Genomic DNA, 16990 nt, shown 5'->3' with positions numbered 1-16990 from the left:
GGCGCTGGCGCAGAAGCCGCTTTGCTACAGCAGCTGGTCGATCAGCACCGCGTTGCTGTAGATCAGGCTGCCATCGCTGGCTCGGTGCCCCACCAGGTGGAACTGGCCGCGACCGTGCTGCAAATAGACGCGCATCCGGCAGTCGGACAGGGGGCTGTACCCCTCGGGCATGATCAGCTCCATGGTGTCCATGTCGACGTCGACCATGGCCTCCTGTTCATGGGTTTTCTGCAGGCGTTCCTCGGCTTCTTCCAGGCGCAGGTGCAGGGGACCATCGACGTAGAAATGGATCTCTCCCAGCGGCGTGGATTTTTGCCCATCGCTGGCCTTGCACCAGCCTTCGATTGTCAGGGCGCTCATGACGAGACCTCCAGTGTGAATAGCGGGGCTTTGTGGCGCGGCCCCATTCTCAATGCCATCACTGTTCAGACCGTTGCGAGGGTCGGTTCGTTTCCTTGGCGGGTACCTGGCGGGCTACCGCGGGTCGCGTCAGGTCTTCCCGGGCCGGAGGCTGCAGGCGCCAGGCTTTTGCCAGCTTGCGCGCCACCTTGCCCGGCAGCACCGTGGATCCGCTGTGCCGCACCAATCTGGCATGCTCGGCCAGCCCTTCGACCAGTGCGGCCCATTCCGGCCGCGGGTCGTTGACATAGTCCCAGCCCAGCCCCAGCCAGGGGCAACGCCCGCCGATCCAGGCCTGCACCGCGGGTGTCGCGCGCCGGACATAATCAGGGGCCTTGGCCGCCTTGGGTCGCAGCGCGCGCGCCTTGACGGCCGGTATCTGCAAGCGTGGGGTGCCGTCTGCCTCCTGGGTCACCCGCATCGCCCCGAGCAAGGCAATGTCGAAAGGCACTGGCTGGCCCTGGGCGGCATAAAAATACGCCAGGCGCCGGATGCTGTCGTAGTCGGCCACGGCGCGGTACAGGTAGGCGCAGATCACACCCAGCATGGGGTCGGCATGCTTTTTATGGCACACGCCAGCGGCGAACTGGTCGATGTCTTCGGCCTGTAGCCGGCCAGCGGCGAAATCGTCGATCGCGCCGAGCATCGCCAGGTATCTGTCGGGGGCCTTGGGCATGCCATAGGCCTGGAAAATATCGCCGAGGGGGCTGGGCATCACCACGGTGTACTGACCCGCATAAGGCACCACCGGGGTGAAGGTGCCATCGGCCAGCGCCACCAGGACCGGCATCCCCTGGGGATCGCTGGTGGCGCGGAACGTTTCGAACAGTGAGGTGCTGTCCAGTCGCTCGATCGGAGCCCGGGACAGGAGCTTCGCGCCCTCGCCGTAGACGATCAGGTTGGCCTCGCCGGGGTCGCCGATCTGCTTCATCCGGCGGCGAACCTCGGTGGCCGCTGACTTGCGCATATCGGCGGCGGCATCCGCTTCCAGGCGCTGGACCAGCGCCTTGACCTTCTGTTTCTTCTCGGGAAAACGCGGGCTCTGCTGGCGGAGCACCACCAGATCCTGCAGCAGCTCCTTGCTGGAGTCGGGAATGCTGATCATCTGGTCGGCGGGAACCGCCAGGTCATGCTGCTTGAGCCCGAAATCGGCGCCGAGCATGCGCTCGCGAAAGGCCGCGTCGCTGTGTACCCGCTCCAGATTGTGCTCGGCGGAATCCGTCGGGCCGGCGGCCGGGCCCATGGTGGCGGCGTTGCCCGCGGCCGGCCAGGGCTGCAACCCGGCGGGGCCCGGCAACGGCTGGGCGGTGTTGTAGAGCACGGCCGGTTCCGGATCGACCAGGCATTGCGGGTTCAGCTTGAGGCGATACTCTTTCGCCCGCTCGGTGGTGCGCGAGCGCACGCACATGCCGAGGGTCGCGGTGGTGATCAGGCCATTGCTGATGGCGGTCGGCTCGATGCCCCACAGCGCATCGGCGATCACCCCGGAGAACACGCATTTGCCCGGAGCGCCGGACATCGGTTCGGACACCATGTAACCCAGCTGCCCGTCCTGGCAGGCGGCCAGGCGGTCGAACCTGGGGTTTTCCACTTGCGTACCTTGCACGACGATTCCGCGCACCGCATCCAGTCGCGTCAGGTCGAGATTCTTCGGCGCCTCGCGGCAGGCATCGGTAATCAGGGTGATGCGCTGCACGCCGTGCAGCAGCAGCTCGGTGTAGAACGAGTCGGCCAGGACGCGGTACTTCTGGCGCAGCGAATCGCTGAACAGCCAGGAGATCGAGCCGATATTCGCGTCGGTCAGGCCGTGGCCGCAAAACGCCAGGATCAATTGCTCGACCACTTCGGCGCCCGAGGGAAACAGCTCATCCACCGCTTGTTGCACCCGTTCGCGGGTGACCGGATTGCCCTGGCCGTCTATCGGGCCGTCGTCGACGATCCTGACGTTGTCGGCGCCGAAGCCCGAGCGCAGCGCCCAGTCGCCGATCGAACGGGCGGCGAGCACGGCGCCGTCCAGGTAGGCGAAGCGCAGCGTCTGGTTTGGCAACGGCGTCAGCGTGCTCACGCCGATCGCCAGGCAGGTCCGTCTAGTCATGGGAGTGCGCCACCTTGCGCGTAGTCAGGAGCCAGAGATCGAGCCGGGGGAGCATCACCGGCCAGTGCCAGCGCGGCCGATCGCCCGGTGCCAGGCGTTCGACCAGCATGATGGCCCCGGCCACCAGCATCAGTGGAATGTGCCAGGCCCCGCCCAGCAGCGGCACCAGCATCCAGGCCCAGCATGAGGCGATGCACCAGGCGCCGTGGCTTGCGCCGAAGACCAGGCAATCGCGGTCGGCGGCCCAGCCGAAGAGGCCGATCCGGCGCATGCGGTGGCCACGGTTGAGCGCCGCGCGTTGCCACGGGCTGGCACTCCACAGCAGGGCAACCAGCAGCGCCGTGGCCAGCGCCGCGTCGGCGACACTCAGTTGCAGCAACAAGGCGAGCACCATCAGCAGCGGACCGGCGGCCAGCCATAAGGCGCTGTAGCCGAGCAGGAAGCCGAGCGCCGCGCGAATGCGCCGGCGCGGCAGGCTGGAGCGCCAGACATGCATGAGTGGCATCGCCAGCAGCGGCGGCATCATCGCCAGCAGCATCAGGGCCCAGTCGGCCAGCATCTGCTGCGCCGGGTTCAGGGCCAGCTCGGCCTCCAGCACGGTGGGCCAACTGGCAACGATGGACAGCGCGGAACCGCAGAAGGCGGGCAGGGTGCTGTGCCCGGCGGTGTAGAGACACAGGGCCAGGCCCAGCCCGGCCGTCGCGAACAGCAACGGCCAGGGCGCCCGGGTGAAGCTGAGCAAGACCGGTCCGGGTTGCATGGGGCGTTACTCAGCTGACGATACCGCTGCGCTTGAGCACGCTGATCCGCTCCACGGTCACCGGTTTATCCGCCGATACCTGCTCGCCTGGGACCAGGGTCACCCGCAGATAGTCGGGATCGAAATCGCCGGCATCGGTCAGTCGCTGGGCCAGGTCGGTGATGTCGATCGTATAGCCGAGCCCGTGGCCGCCATGGCCACCGTCCGGGCGCGAGGCGACGTTCAGCCCGAACAGCGTCAGGCTGCCGGCATGGCACTCGGGATGCTGCTGCGGATCGCTGTCTTTCGGCAGGTTGATGTACACCGCAAGCTGCGGCGAGGGCGCGGAGCCGCGCACCGATTCCAGCGCCAGGTAGAGCCGGGTCACCGGCTGGCCCGGGTCCGTCGCGCCCATCGCGGCGATGCCGGTGCTGGTGGCCTGGCGGTCGAGGTCGACCTGGGTGCGCACCGGCGCGCCGCCGACCGTGACCACCGAACGGTTGGCACCGATCGGTTCGATGTTCTGTTGTTCCGGCGCACCCATCTTGACCCGTGTCACGGCCTCTACTCCTGGTTTCACGCCCGTGCCGATGCTCAAGTCGGCATAGCGCGGATGCAATTTGCCATCCTTCAATGTGTCGCGGCCGGTGAATTTCATGCCAGGGTCACTGCCACCGACCGTCGGCATGATGAAACGGCGGTCGGCCGGACCGTCGAGCCAGCGCGGATCATGGACCATGGTCTTGCCCGGGGTGTTCATCCAGGCCTCCCAGAGCCGGTCGACGTTGCAATGGTGCAACCAGAAGATCGGGTCCAGGGCGGCGAGGTACGGGTCGGCCATGAAGCCTTCGCCCCCGCCGATCAGGCGATGCACGGTGTTGTGCGGGTTGTTCTCCAGGTCGCCGGTCCAGCGGGCGAACTGGGCGAAATTGCCGGTGACCCCGCCGCCGAAGCCGATGCTGCCGTCATTGCCGACCTGGAAATCGTTCTCCTGCATCGCTGCCAGGCTGAAGGCATCGAGGGAGTTCGGCCGCAGCGTGGTAAAGCCCTGCCGGCGAGGGTATTTCTTCAGCGGGTTGGGGCTGCCGTCAGGCAGGGTGTCCGCCAGGAATGCCTCCGGGGCCCGCCGCGCATCCGGGTTTTTGCTATTGAGGTAGTTCCAGTACGGCAGCGCCCAGTCGTCGCCCGTCAGTTCCTTGACCTTGGCCGCGACAATCGCCTCGAAGGCCGCCAGGTAACCGCGGTGCCAGGACAGGAAGTACCAGCTGCCGTGCTGGCACTGGCTGCCGTAGGTAAAGTTGGTCAGGTCCTTGGGAACCGGATCGGAATCGCCCAGGACATTCACCTCGACCCACAACTGCCGATCGAAGCCGTGGATGGCGCCGAGGAACTTCCAGCTGTTGCGGTTGGTGATCGGTAGTTTGTCCAGCTCGCGCATGGCCAGCGCGTAGTTGAGCAAGACCTTGTTGTCCCATCCGGAGCCGAGTGTTGCCACATCCTGTCGGATCGTGTTCATGAATGCACCTTCCTTGCAGCATCAGGCCAGGTGACGCGTATGGCGCCACACCTCTCGCAATCCTTTGCCGCTGGCGACTTCATGTTCACGGCGGAACTGCGCTCATGAGGCTCGCAGTGCCGGTGCGCGCCTCGTCGAAAATGAGTATAGAGGCCTGGCAAAAACGCCATGGCCGATTCCCATTATCCCGATGAACGACACGGGTTCCGGTGGCTTCGGCGGACGGACGGGGGATTGGCGTGGGTGTAATGAAGGTGGTCACAACGCCTGCAGCAGGCGCTGCAACTGCTGGTGTTCCCAGATGCTCAGCAGTTTGACCGGGTCGGTGCCGTAGCGCTGCCAGGCGTCGAGCGTTTCGACCCGGCCATCCGGCGAGCGGCATTGCTCGCAGTGGCTCAGGGTCTGGCCATGGTTGACCAGGGTCAGGGTCCAGCCTTCGATGTCGAGCCGCACTTGCCAGCTATCGTCCGCCGCCAATACGCGCTGGCTCGATGGCCCCAGGGTGCGGGTGCCGAGGGCCAGCTCCCGGAGTACCTGACAGATTTCCCGGGCGGTGAGGGTGGGAATGCTTTGCATAGGGACGGTCTCGGGCATGGGCGGCGGCTATTTTGCCATTGTTGCGGGCCGGCATCAGGCGGAATGACTGATGCCCTGGGCTGAAAAAAATGCCCGTATCGCGCGATACGGGCATTTTCCATGGGCCTCCACCTGATCCAGGCGGGGCCGGCCGGGAGGCCATCAGCGGTATTCAGGGGCGGGGGCAAGGCTTACTTGGCGGACTTTCGCACACTGGACGAGCGCCAGGCCTTTTCTTCCCCGGGATGCTGCAGGGTCAGGTAGGCCCTCACGCCCAGTCCCGCCAGACAAAAGACCATGCCTGCGATGAATTGAAATGTAGTCATGACATGCCTCCAAAACAATCAACAGGAGACCATCTCATTTAAGCGCTGCCTGGGCCAGCCGGAGTTGTTACAGGTTGTCTAAGGACGAGCTCATCCGGCTGATGCAGATGGGCGTAACGGCAACGGTGCCGGTTCGTGGTTCAACTGGTCGGCACGCGGGCCGGTTCCGCGGTGGCGACCTTCGCCGGCCGGGCATGCAACAAGGTGTTCAGGGCCTGGCGGTAGCGCTCGCCGGCCAGGCGCATGCTGTTGTTGTGGGTGGCTCCGGGAACCAGCAGCAGTTGCTTGGGCTGTCGCGCGGCGTCGAACAATTGCTGGCTGAAGCGCGCCGGCACGTAGCGGTCGTCCAGGCCGTGGACGATCAGCAGCGGCATGCCGATATGGGCGATCTTGTCGAGGGAGTCGAACTTCTGCGACAGCAGCCAGCGCACCGGCAGCGAGGTATTGCCCAGCTCGGCGGCGATAGCGGCCAGGGAGGTGAACGAGGATTCGACGATCAAGCCACGGGCCGGGATCGGCGCGCCGTCGCTGGCCGCCTGTTGCCCCAGTTGCGCGGCCAGTTCCACCGCCACCGCGCCGCCCAGGGAATGGCCGTAGATCAGGCGTTTGCCGGCGTCGGGTTGCAGCCTTTGCAATTGCTCCCAGGCGATCCGCGCGTCCTCATAGACGCTGGTTTCCGACGGGGGCTCGCCCAGGCTCTGGCCGAAGCCGCGATAGTCGATGGCCAGCACCGAGAACCCCAGGGCGTGCAGTTGCTCGATGCGGAACAGCTGCCCGGTGAGGTTCCAGCGCACCCCATGCAGATAAAGGACGGCCGGCGCATCGGCCCGCTGGGCCGGCCACCACCAGGCATGAATGTTCTGCTCGGGCTTGAGGCTGTCGCCCTTGAACTCCAGTTCGCGCACCCCGGCCGGCAGGCCGCGATACCAACTGGCATTGCCCGGCTCGACGCGAAACACCAGTTCGCGCTCCTTGTGCTCCAGCACCTGGCAGCCCACCGGCAGGCCTATCAACAGGGCAGCCATGCCAAGCAGCGACCACCAGCGAGGTCGCCAGCGAGGTCGCCAGCGCGAGAGGAATAAGGAGGACATGGGCTGTGGCACCGCGTACGGATAAAAACCGCGTTTTAGCAGATGTCCCACCGGCGCAGTAATCATTTCGCCAATCCGTGGCCGGGGATGCTTTACAAAATGTGGCGGCTGACCCCGGGGCAGGGCGTTGAAAGATAAGGTCACAGCCCTTGAGGCGGATTGTCAGTCCATTGATGAAAAGCTGAGCATCTGCCTTCAGGGTTTTGATTTATTGGATCCATTATTTCTGGATCCTGTAGCCATTCACGGCCACAGGATCCTCAATAGCCTGTGCCTTTTGAGTCTGGTCGATAATCGCCCGCAAATATCAGTCAATGACTGTTTGATTAAGTCATTGATTTTTGTCTTTTAAATAAAAATACCTGAGCATTTCTCCAGGTATTTCAGCCAATTTTCCATGGATTCCCTGGATTTCACCCCTTGTTAATGGATCCATTGGATGGTTGATTAGCCACCTGGCGATGGCGGGCCCCTCCCGACCGTCCCCCGATAAAAACTACAAGAAGGGTCTCGTCATGAATGGCTTATCAAGGGCGCGGAACTGCCTGGGTTCCGTCCGCCGTCTGTCTGTGTGCACGCCGCTGTTTTCCCTCTCGCCGTCGCCGGTAGGCGGCGTGGAGGTGCGTTCATGACGCTCGACCTGAAGAGCCGCGTGGACAGCGGGCCGATGAGTTCCTTCCAATGCCTGGCCATCGGCATCTGCATGGTCTTGAACATGATCGACGGTTTCGATGTGCTGGTGATGGCCTTCACCGCTGCCTCGGTGTCGGCCGAGTGGGGGCTGAACGGTGCGCAGGTCGGCCTGCTGCTCAGCGCCGGACTGTTTGGCATGGCGGCGGGTTCGCTGTTTATCGCGCCCTGGGCCGACCGGTTTGGCAGGCGGCCATTGATCCTGTTCTGCCTGGCGCTGTCCGGGCTCGGCATGCTGCTCTCGGCCCTGAGCCAGACTCCCCTGCAACTGGCGCTGCTGCGCGGCCTGACGGGCCTCGGTATCGGCGGCATCCTGGCCAGCAGCAACGTGATCGCCAGCGAATATTCCAGCAAGCGCTGGCGCGGCCTGGCGGTCAGCCTGCAATCCACCGGTTATGCCCTGGGCGCCACCCTGGGCGGGCTGTTGGCGGTGTGGTTATTGGGCCATTGGGGCTGGCGCTCGGTGTTCCTGTTCGGCGGCGCGGTGACCTGGCTGGTGATTCCCCTGGTGCTGCTGTGGCTGCCCGAATCCCTGGATTTCCTGCTTGCCCGCCGCCCGGCCAATGCCCTGGTGCGGGTCAATCGCCTGGCCCGGCGCCTGGAGCAGCCTGAGCTTGAACAGTTGCCGCCAGAGGTGCCCAGGCAAGCCGGCGCGCCCAGCGGTTTCGGCCAGTTGCTGGCGCCGGCCATGCGCCGCACCACCTTGCTGATCTGGCTGCTGTTTTTCCTGGTGATGTTCGGCTTCTACTTCGTCATGAGCTGGACCCCGAAACTGCTGGTGGCCGCCGGGCTGTCGGCGCAGCAGGGGATCACCGGCGGGGTGCTGCTCAGCGTTGGCGGGATCTTCGGCGCGGCGCTGGTCGGCGGCCTGGCCTCGCGCTGGCCCCTGGGCCGGGTACTGGCGCTGTTCATGCTGATCACCGCCGGCCTGCTGGTGCTATTTGTCGGCTCGGCCTCGTCGATTGCCGCGGCGCTCGGCCTGGGGTTGCTGATCGGGCTGTTTTCCAACGGCTGCGTGGCCGGCCTCTATGCGCTGTCGCCGGTGGTCTATGACGCCTCGGTGCGCGCCACGGGCGTTGGCTGGGGCATTGGCATCGGTCGCATCGGCGCGATTCTTTCGCCGACCGTGGCCGGCTTCCTGCTGGATGGTGGTTGGCAGCCGCTGCATCTGTACGGGGTGTTTGCCAGCGTGTTCGTGATCGCCGCCGGCTGCCTGTTGCTGCTCAAGCCGGCCCGGGCCCGGGCGCAGCCGGCGATGGCCAGCGTCTAGCCCTGGCCCTGGCCGCTGATGATGGCGTCGGCGATGGTGTCGCAGAACCAGCGCAGGGCGGCGGAGCTGTCGCTGTTGGGGTGCCAGTTCAGGGACACGGCGAACTCGGCCACCGGGAACGGCAGTTCGAGCATCTTCAGCTCGCCCTCGTGGATGAACAGCCGGGCGATCTGCGCCGGCAGCACCGCCAAGAGGTCGGTGCCGGGAATGATTTTCGGCAGCACCGAGAAGTGCGGCACATGCAGGCTGATGCGCCGTTCCACGTGCATGTTTTTCAGCACGTCTTCGACATTGCCGTGGCCGGTGGTGCGGGTTACGGCGACGTGCCGTTCGGCGAGGAACTGTTCGAGGCTCAACTGCTGGTCGATGCGCGGATGGCCGGTGCTCAGCAGGCACACATAACGCTCGTGCATCAGCACCCGGCTGCGGATACCGGGGACCGGCTGGCGGCAGATCGCGGCATCGACCTTGCCGCTGGCCAGCCACTCGCCGACCTGGTCCACCTGCAGCGGCAGGACCTCGACTTCGGCCAGCGGCGCGTCCTGGTTCAGGCGCGCCAGGATCAGCGGCAAAAAGCCGATTTCGCCGAGGTCGGAGAGGGCGATGCGAAAGCGCCGATCGGTGCTCGCCGGGTCGAACTGGCGGCAGCTCTGCACGGCGCTTTCGATGCGGGTCAGGGATTCGCGCAAGGGGCCGTACAGCTGCTCGGCGACAAAGGTCGGCTGGATGCCGTCGCGGGTGCGGCTGAACAGGGCGTCGTCGAATAGCTCGCGCAGGCGCGCCAGGCCATAGCTGACCGAGGGCTGGGTGACGAACAGACGCTCGGCCGCCAGGGTCACGCTGCGGGCTTCGTAAAGGGTGACGAAGGTGCGGATCAGGTTCAGATCGATGTGGCTCATACCGCCTCTGCTGCCGTTATGAACATAGATAGGTTTTATTTTTGATAGAGATAGTATCGATTTGATCAATTTCGTAGCGGCTGCAAGAGTAACCCGAAACCTAACAACAAGGGTCCTTATGAAAACCGTTCACTCTGCGTCCTACGAGATTCTTCGCGAGCAAGGCCTGACCACCATCTTCGGCAACCCCGGCTCCAACGAGCTGCCGTTTCTCAAGGGTTTTCCCGAGGACTTTCGCTACATCCTCGGCCTGCACGAAGCCGCGGTGGTCGGCATGGCCGACGGTTACGCCCTGGCCACCGGCAAGCCGACCTTCGTCAACCTGCATGCCGCCGCCGGCACCGGCAACGGCATGGGCGCGCTGACCAATGCCTGGTACTCCCACAGCCCGCTGGTGATCACCGCCGGCCAGCAGGTGCGCTCGATGGTCGGCGTGGAAGCGATGCTGGCCAATGTCGATGCAGCGCAACTGCCCAAGCCCCTGGTCAAGTGGAGCCACGAGCCGGCCTCGGCCCAGGACGTGCCGCGCACCCTGAGCCAGGCGATCCATATGGCCAGCCTGGCGCCGCGCGGGCCGGTGTATGTGTCGATTCCCTATGACGACTGGGCCTGCGCGGCGCCGGCCGGGGTCGAGCATCTGGCGCGGCGCCAGGTGGCCAGCGCCGGCCTGCCTTCGGTGGTGCAACTGCAAGGGCTGGCCGAGCGCCTGGCGGCGGCACGTAGCCCGGTGCTGGTGCTCGGCCCGGATGTCGACGGCAGTGGCAGCAACGGCCTGGCGGTGCAACTGGCGGAAAAACTGCGCATGCCGGCCTGGGTCGCGCCTTCCGCTTCGCGCTGCCCGTTCCCCACTCGCCACCCGTGTTTCCGTGGCGTGCTGCCGGCGGCCATCGCCGGGATCAGCCGCTGCCTGGCCGAGCACGATTTGATCCTGGTGGTGGGCGCCCCGGTGTTCCGTTACCACCAATACGCCCCGGGCGATTACCTGCCGGCGGACTGCGAGCTGGTGCACCTGACCTGCGACCCGGGCGAGGCGGCGCGGGCGCCCATGGGCGATGCGCTGGTGGGCGATATCGCCCTGACCCTCGAAGCCCTGGTCGAGGTGCTGCCGCAGAGCGAACGGCCGCTGCCGAGCGCCTTGCCGCTGCCGGCGCCGGTGCGCGAGGAGGGCGGCCTGCTGCGCCCGGAAACGGTGTTCGACCTGATCAACCAGCTGGCGCCGCGGGACGCGATCTACGTCAAGGAATCCACCTCCACGGTGAGCGCGTTCTGGCAGCGGGTTGAGATGAGCCAGCCCGGCAGCTACTTCTTTCCCGCCGCCGGTGGCCTGGGTTTCGGCTTGCCGGCCGCGGTCGGCGTGCAACTGGCGACGCCCGGGCGGCGAGTGGTGGCGATCATCGGCGACGGCTCGGCCAACTACGGCATCACCGCGCTGTGGACCGCTGTCCAGTACGGCATCCCGGTGGTGTTCATCATTCTCAAGAACGGCACTTACGGCGCGCTGCGCTGGTTCGCCGATGTGCTGCAGGTCAGCGATGCGCCGGGGCTGGACGTTCCCGGCCTGGACTTCTGCGCCATCGGCCAGGGTTATGGCGTGCATTCGGTGCATGCCGCGACCCGCGCCGAGTTCGCCGCCGCCTTCAGCGCGGCCCTGGCCGGCAATCGCCCGGTATTGATCGAGGTGCCGACCCTGACCATCGAGCCCTGATTCTCAAAGTCCGGGCTCCCGGCGCCGGGCAGAAGATCCGGCAATGCCAAGCGCGCCTTGCGCGCACACCACAACAATAAAAAGAGGTGGCTATGAACACGACTTCGGTCAGTGAAGTGATGGAGGCTGGGCCCCAGCGGTCGAGCCCGGTTTCCGGCAGTGCCGATATCGGCACCTTGCTCGACGACGGGCCCTACACCGGGATGCAGAAGATCGTGGTGTTGCTGGCCGCGCTGTCGATCGTGATGGACGGTTTCGACGGCCAGCTCATCGGGTTCGCCATACCGCTGATGATCAAGGAATGGGGGATCACCCGCGAGGCCTTCGCCCCCGCGGTGGCCGCCGGGCTGATCGGCATGGGCATCGGCAGCGCTTGCGCGGGCCTGTTCGCCGACCGTTTCGGCCGGCGCATGGCGGTCATCGCCAGCGTGATCCTGTTCGGCACCGCGACCTGCGCCATCGGCCTGGCGCCGGATGCGCTGACGGTGGCGGCGCTGCGCTTTATCGCCGGGCTCGGCATCGGTGGCGCGCTGCCCAGCGCCACCACCATGACCGCCGAGTTCACCCCGGCGCGCCGGCGTACCCTGGCGGTCACCGCGACCATTGTCTGTGTGCCCCTGGGCGGGATGCTGGCGGGGTTGTTCGCCTCCCACGTACTGCCGCTGTACGGCTGGCGCACGCTGTTCTTTATCGGCGGCAGCCTGCCCATCGTGCTGGGCCTGTTGCTGTTGGCGACGCTGCCGGAGTCGCCGCGTTTCCTGGCGCGCCGGCCGCAGCGTTGGGGCGAGTTGACTGTGCTGCTGGGACGCATGGGCCGACCGATGCCCGAAGGCGTGCGCTACACCGATGCGCTGGAGCAGAAGAGCGAGCAGCAGGGCGGCTTCCGTGCCTTGTTCGCCCCCGGCTACGGGCGCGACACCGTGGCGGTCTGGGTGGCGTTCTTCATGTGCCTGACCGCGGTCTACAGCGCCTTCAGCTGGCTGCCGACCATGCTCTTGTCCGAAGGCTTGTCGCTGGCGGTGGCCGGTTCCGGCCTCACCGCCTACAACCTGGGCGGGGTGATCGGCGCGCTGCTCTGCGCGGTGGCCATGACGCGCTGGGGCTCGTTCTGGCCGCTGCTGATCTGCTGCGCGGGCGGCGCGGCCAGTGCCTTCGCCATGCAGGCCGTGGACGTCAACCAAAACACCAGCCTGCTGATCTTCGGCTTTGGCGTGCATGGCCTGTTCGTCAACGCCGTGCAGTCCACCCTCTATGCGCTGTGCGCCTTTATCTATCCCACCGCCGTGCGCGCCACCGGTACCGCATCGGCCCTGGCTTTCGGGCGCATGGGCGCGATTCTCAGCGCCTTCGTCGGCGCCACAGTGATCACCCAGGGCGGTGCCCACGGCTATCTGACGTTGCTGGGGACGGTAATGGTGCTGGCGCTGATCGCCCTGGTGCTGGTGCGCCGACATATTCCCCGGCGGGCGCCTGGATTGACCCGGGCCCACAAAGAGAGCCTTGCCGATCAACCCTCACAGCCATAAGGAGGTTCGATGAACATCAGCATTCTCGGGGCGGGCGCCATGGGCTCGCTGTTCGGCGGCCTGCTGGCGGAAAGCGGGCAGAGCGTCACGCTGCTGGACATCAACGACACGCACCTGGAGGCGATCCGCCGCCAGGGCTTGTGCCTGGACACCGACAGCGGCGAGCGGCGCGTCGGCGGCCTGAGCGCCTGCCGGCCGGAGCAGGTGACGGGCCAGCCCGACCTGTTGCTGGTCTTCACCAAGGCCCAGCACACCGACAGTGCGCTGCGCAGTATTGCCGGCCATATCGGCGAGCACACGCGGGTGCTGACCCTGCAGAACGGCTTGGGTAACGCCGAAGCGCTGTGCCGCCACGTCGCCCCGCAGCAGGTGATGATCGGCATGACCACCTGGCCCGCCGATATGGCCGGGCCGGCCCATGTCCGCTCCCATGGCCAGGGCGTGGTCCGGTTGCTGTCGCTGGAGGGCGTCGAGCGCCAAGGCAGCACCCAGGTTGCCGCGGTGCTGGAGGCGGCGGGGCTGCACTGCGCGGTGGACCCGCAGGTCTGGACCTCGATCTGGGAGAAGGTGGCGTTCAACGCGGCCTTGAACAGCCTGTGCGCCGTCACCGGCTGCACCGTGGGGCAACTGGATGCCGTGCCGCAAGGCACGGCGCTGGCCCGGGCCATTGTGCTGGAGGTGCTCGGCGTCGCGCAGTCGGTGGGGGTGGTAACGGATGCGCGGCGCTGCCTGGACAGCGTGGCCTATGCCATCGCCCACCATCGGGCGCACAAGCCGTCCATGTTGCAAGACGTGCTGGCCGGTCGGCCCACGGAAGTCGGCGCGATCAATGGCGAGGTCCTGGCCAGGGCGCGCCAGGCCGGCATCGCCGTGCCGCACACCGAAACCCTGCTGGGGCTGCTGCGCTTGATCGAGGCGCGGGCAGCCACCGGAGGCGGTCATGCATAGCCTCGCAAACCCGGTTCGGCGCCCTGAGTCGCGAGCCCATCTTTCCTGTGAATCCTGTCCTCAAGGAGCTTTGTCATGAGTGAGTCCCCAGCTGTCTACCGCGATCTGCACCTGCAACCCATCGCCGGGGAATGGCGCGCCGGCGCGGCCGGCAAAACCCTGGCGGTGAGCAACCCGTTCGACGGCACGCTGCTGCTGGAAGTGGCCCAGGCCAACCGCGCCGACCTGGATGCCGCCTATGCCAAGGCCGCCGCGGTGCAGCCGCACTGGGCGGCGCTCGGACCGTCGGCGCGGGCGGCGGTGCTGCATCAGGTGGTGGCGGTGTTCGACCGGCGCCGCGAGGAAATCGTCGACTGGATCATTCGCGAGTCCGGCAGCACCCGGCTCAAGGCGCAGTTGGAGTGGGGCGCGGCGCGGGCCATCGCCCTGGAGTCGGCGTCGTTCCCGGCGCGGGTCCACGGCCGCATTCTCGAGTCCGATGTGCCGGGCAAGGAGAGCCGGGTCTACCGCAGCGCCCTGGGGGTGGTCGGGGTCATCAGCCCATGGAACTTCCCGCTGCACCTGACCCAGCGCTCGATCGCCCCGGCGCTGGCCCTGGGCAACGCGGTGGTGGTCAAGCCGGCCAGCGATACGCCGGTGTGCGGCGGCCTGCTGTTGGCGAAGATCTTCGAGGAGGCCGGCCTGCCGGCGGGCGTGCTCAGCGTAGTGGTGGGGGCGGGCAGCGAGATTGGCGATGCCTTTGTCGAGCACCCGGTGCCCTCGCTGATCACCTTCACCGGCTCCACCCCGGTCGGCCGCGGTATCGGCCGGATCGCCAGCGGCGGCGCGCACCTCAAGCACGTGGCTCTGGAGCTGGGCGGCAACAGCCCGTTCGTGGTCCTGGCCGACGCCGATCTTGAACAGGCAGTGAGCGCGGCGGTGTTCGGCAAGTTCCTGCACCAGGGGCAGATCTGCATGGCGGTCAACCGGATCATCGTCGACGACAGCCTCTACGACGCCTTCGCCGCGCGCTTCGTCGAGCGGGTCAAGGGGCTCAAGGTCGGCGATCCGCAATTGATCGAGACGGTGATCGGCCCGGTGATCAATGCGCGGCAGTTGCAAGGCCTGCGGGAGAAGATCGAGCTGGCCCGCCGCGAAGGCGCCGAGCCGCTCTACGAGGGCGGGGCCCAGGGCAACCTGCTGGCGCCCCATGTCTACGGCGAGGTCACGGTCGACATGGACCTGGCGCGCAATGAAATCTTCGGCCCGCTGGTGGGGCTGCTGCGGGCGCGGGACGAGGCCCACGCCCTGGAGCTGGCCAACGCCAGCGAGTTCGGCCTGTCCAGCGCGGTGTTCAGCCGCAACCTGGAGCGCGGGGTGAACTTCGCCCGGCGGATTCGTGCGGGCATGACCCATATCAACGACATCCCGGTGAACGACGAGGCCAACGCGCCCTTCGGTGGGGAAAAGAACTCGGGGCTCGGGCGCTTCAACGGCGACTGGGCGATCGACGAGTTCACCCGCGATCACTGGATCAGCGTGCAGCACTCGGCGCGTCGTTATCCCTTCTGATGCCTTGAGCTGAGGATATCGCCCGGCCTTTCCCAAAAGAGAGACCGGGCATTTTTGCAGCCGATAAGAGGCGGGCCTGGAGTGGCCTGTCGGGGAACGGCTGCGCCTATGCAAAGCGGAGAACAATAATAATGAACACCCCTCACTGCATCCTCGCGCGCTCGCTGGCCGCGGCTTCACTGGCACTGGGCACGGGCCTGCCGGCCTGGGCCGAAGACGGCGGTTTTTTCAAAGACGCAAAGACTGACCTGGTGCTGCGCAACTATTACTTCAATCGGGATTTTCGCGACCCGGGGGCGGCCAAGAGCAAGGTCGAGGAATGGGCCCAGGGGTTTATCCTCAAGTTCAATTCCGGCTACACCCCGGGTGTTGTCGGCTTCGGCCTGGACGGCATTGCCATGTTCGGCGTCAAGCTCGACAGCGGGCGCGGCACCAGTGGTTCCGAGCTGCTGCCGGTGCATGACGACGGGCGCGCGGCGGACAACTACGGCCGCGCCGGCGTGGCGGCGAAAATGCGCATTTCCGCCACTGAGCTGAAGGTCGGCGAATTGCTGCCGGACATTCCGCTGCTGCGCTACGACGATGGCCGGCTGCTGCCGCAGACCTTCCGTGGGGCGATGCTCGACTCGCGGGAAATCGCCGGGCTGGGCCTACAGGCCGGGCAGTACCGTTCGGTGAGCCTGCGCAATTCCTCGGACATGCAGGACCTCTCGGCCTGGGCCGCGCCCGGGGTGACCTCCGATGGCTTCACCTATGCCGGAGCCGAGTACCGCTTCAATCAGCAGCGCACCTTGATCGGCGCCTGGCATGCGCAACTGGAAGACATCTACCAGCAGAGCTACTTCAACCTGCTGCACAAGCAGCCGGTGGGCGACTGGGTGCTGGGGGCGAACCTCGGTTACTTCATCGACAAGGATGACGGCCAGGCGCGCATCGGCGAGATCCGGAGCCGCACCGCCTATGCCTTGCTCTCGGCCTCCACCGCTGGCCATACCCTGTACCTGGGCTTGCAGAAGGTCAGTGGCGACAGCCCGTGGATGTCGGTGTACGGCAGCAGCGGCCGGACCCTGGGCAACGATATGTTCAACGGTAACTTCAGCAACGCCGACGAGCGTTCCTGGCAGCTGCGTTATGACTACAACTTCGCCGCCATGGGCGTGCCGGGGTTGTTGGCCATGGTGCGCTATGGGCATGGCGAGAATGCCACGACCAAGGCCGGGAGCAATGGCAAGGAGTGGGAGCGGGATACGGAGGTGGGGTATACCTTTCAGAGTGGCAGCCTGAAGAACCTTAGTGTGCGGGTGAATAACGCCACTAACCGGCGCAGTTTCAATAGTGATTTTGATCAGACTCGGGTGATTGTGAGTTATCCGTTGTCGTTTTGAGTTTTGTGGCGTTGTCGCGGGCGGGAGCGGTTGGTCGACGCTCGAATTGCTCGTGATGGCGTTTGTTCGGGCACTGCATTTTTGGATGGAGTACATATCCATTCCTGCGGTAACGGCTGCTTAGGGTTCCGCCCTTACGGCGGGTTACTTTGGAAGAGCGCCAAAGTAACCAAAACGCTTTGCCCCACCACTCGGTGCCTCGCTTAGGCTCGGCATGCCCTCACTCCGGCATTGATCCGTGGGCCGCCGCCCCAGGCCATCCATGGCCTGGGGC

Annotated in this window: 14 protein-coding genes; 6 read left to right on the top strand and 8 right to left on the bottom strand. The window is 66.1% G+C overall.

The features are described from left to right. Positions 1–24: 24 nt before the first annotated feature. The 7 genes from AC07Y9_RS23530 to AC07Y9_RS23500 form a co-directional block, all read right to left on the bottom strand. Positions 25–360 carry a hypothetical protein gene (locus AC07Y9_RS23530; protein ID WP_007931271.1) on the bottom strand — a complete coding sequence of 112 codons (336 nt, stop codon included), beginning with the start codon at positions 358–360 and terminating at the stop codon, positions 25–27. A 58-nt stretch (positions 361–418) separates the two neighbouring features. Then, on the bottom strand, positions 419–2494 hold the full coding sequence (locus AC07Y9_RS23525) for a hypothetical protein (protein WP_102680061.1): 2076 nt from the start codon (positions 2492–2494) through the stop codon (positions 419–421). Beyond that, positions 2487–3254, bottom strand: coding sequence for a copper chaperone (locus AC07Y9_RS23520; RefSeq protein WP_102680060.1), 768 nt, complete (start codon positions 3252–3254; stop codon positions 2487–2489). The genes AC07Y9_RS23525 and AC07Y9_RS23520 overlap by 8 nt, the downstream gene beginning before the upstream one ends. A 10-nt stretch (positions 3255–3264) precedes the next feature. Further along, positions 3265–4749 carry a tyrosinase family protein gene (locus AC07Y9_RS23515; RefSeq protein WP_102680059.1) on the bottom strand — a complete coding sequence of 495 codons (1485 nt, stop codon included), beginning with the start codon at positions 4747–4749 and terminating at the stop codon, positions 3265–3267. A 258-nt stretch (positions 4750–5007) separates the two neighbouring features. Further along, the gene (locus tag AC07Y9_RS23510; protein WP_102680058.1) at positions 5008–5325 is read right to left on the bottom strand and encodes a DUF7693 family protein; all 318 of its coding nucleotides are present in this window, start codon (positions 5323–5325) and stop codon (positions 5008–5010) included. Between the two features lie 191 nt (positions 5326–5516). Then, the gene (locus AC07Y9_RS23505) at positions 5517–5651 is read right to left on the bottom strand and encodes a hypothetical protein (protein ID WP_007931277.1); all 135 of its coding nucleotides are present in this window, start codon (positions 5649–5651) and stop codon (positions 5517–5519) included. Between the two features lie 140 nt (positions 5652–5791). Next, a complete protein-coding gene (locus tag AC07Y9_RS23500) occupies positions 5792–6742 on the bottom strand; it encodes an alpha/beta hydrolase (protein ID WP_102680113.1) in 951 nt (316 codons plus the stop codon). A gap of 628 nt (positions 6743–7370) precedes the next feature. On the opposite strand from AC07Y9_RS23500, the gene AC07Y9_RS23495 reads away from it, so the two are divergent. Continuing rightward, positions 7371–8702 carry an MFS transporter gene (locus AC07Y9_RS23495; RefSeq protein ID WP_102680057.1) on the top strand — a complete coding sequence of 444 codons (1332 nt, stop codon included), beginning with the start codon at positions 7371–7373 and terminating at the stop codon, positions 8700–8702. Here the strand turns inward: AC07Y9_RS23495 and AC07Y9_RS23490 are convergent. Further along, positions 8699–9601 carry a LysR family transcriptional regulator gene (locus AC07Y9_RS23490; RefSeq protein ID WP_102680056.1) on the bottom strand — a complete coding sequence of 301 codons (903 nt, stop codon included), beginning with the start codon at positions 9599–9601 and terminating at the stop codon, positions 8699–8701. The genes AC07Y9_RS23495 and AC07Y9_RS23490 overlap by 4 nt on opposite strands. A gap of 118 nt (positions 9602–9719) precedes the next feature. Between AC07Y9_RS23490 and mdlC the strand changes: the two genes are divergently transcribed. The 5 genes from mdlC to AC07Y9_RS23465 all read left to right on the top strand — a co-directional run bounded on the left by mdlC (position 9720) and on the right by AC07Y9_RS23465 (position 16716). Then, positions 9720–11306: a benzoylformate decarboxylase gene (mdlC, locus tag AC07Y9_RS23485; protein ID WP_102680055.1), complete on the top strand. Its 1587-nt coding sequence runs from the start codon at positions 9720–9722 to the stop codon at positions 11304–11306. 92 nt (positions 11307–11398) lie between these two features. Further along, a complete protein-coding gene (locus tag AC07Y9_RS23480) occupies positions 11399–12832 on the top strand; it encodes an MFS transporter (protein ID WP_102680054.1) in 1434 nt (477 codons plus the stop codon). Positions 12833–12841: 9 nt separating this feature from the next. Then, on the top strand, positions 12842–13780 hold the full coding sequence (locus AC07Y9_RS23475; protein ID WP_102680053.1) for a ketopantoate reductase family protein: 939 nt from the start codon (positions 12842–12844) through the stop codon (positions 13778–13780). A 75-nt stretch (positions 13781–13855) separates the two neighbouring features. After that, positions 13856–15331: an aldehyde dehydrogenase family protein gene (locus AC07Y9_RS23470; protein ID WP_102680052.1), complete on the top strand. Its 1476-nt coding sequence runs from the start codon at positions 13856–13858 to the stop codon at positions 15329–15331. Positions 15332–15462: 131 nt separating this feature from the next. Then, positions 15463–16716, top strand: coding sequence for an OprD family porin (locus tag AC07Y9_RS23465; RefSeq protein ID WP_102680051.1), 1254 nt, complete (start codon positions 15463–15465; stop codon positions 16714–16716). Positions 16717–16990: the final 274 nt, after the last annotated feature.

The sequence above is a fragment of the Pseudomonas sp. GW456-L12 genome, from assembly GCF_059424045.1.
This window is presented reverse-complemented; position numbering and strand designations above follow the sequence as displayed.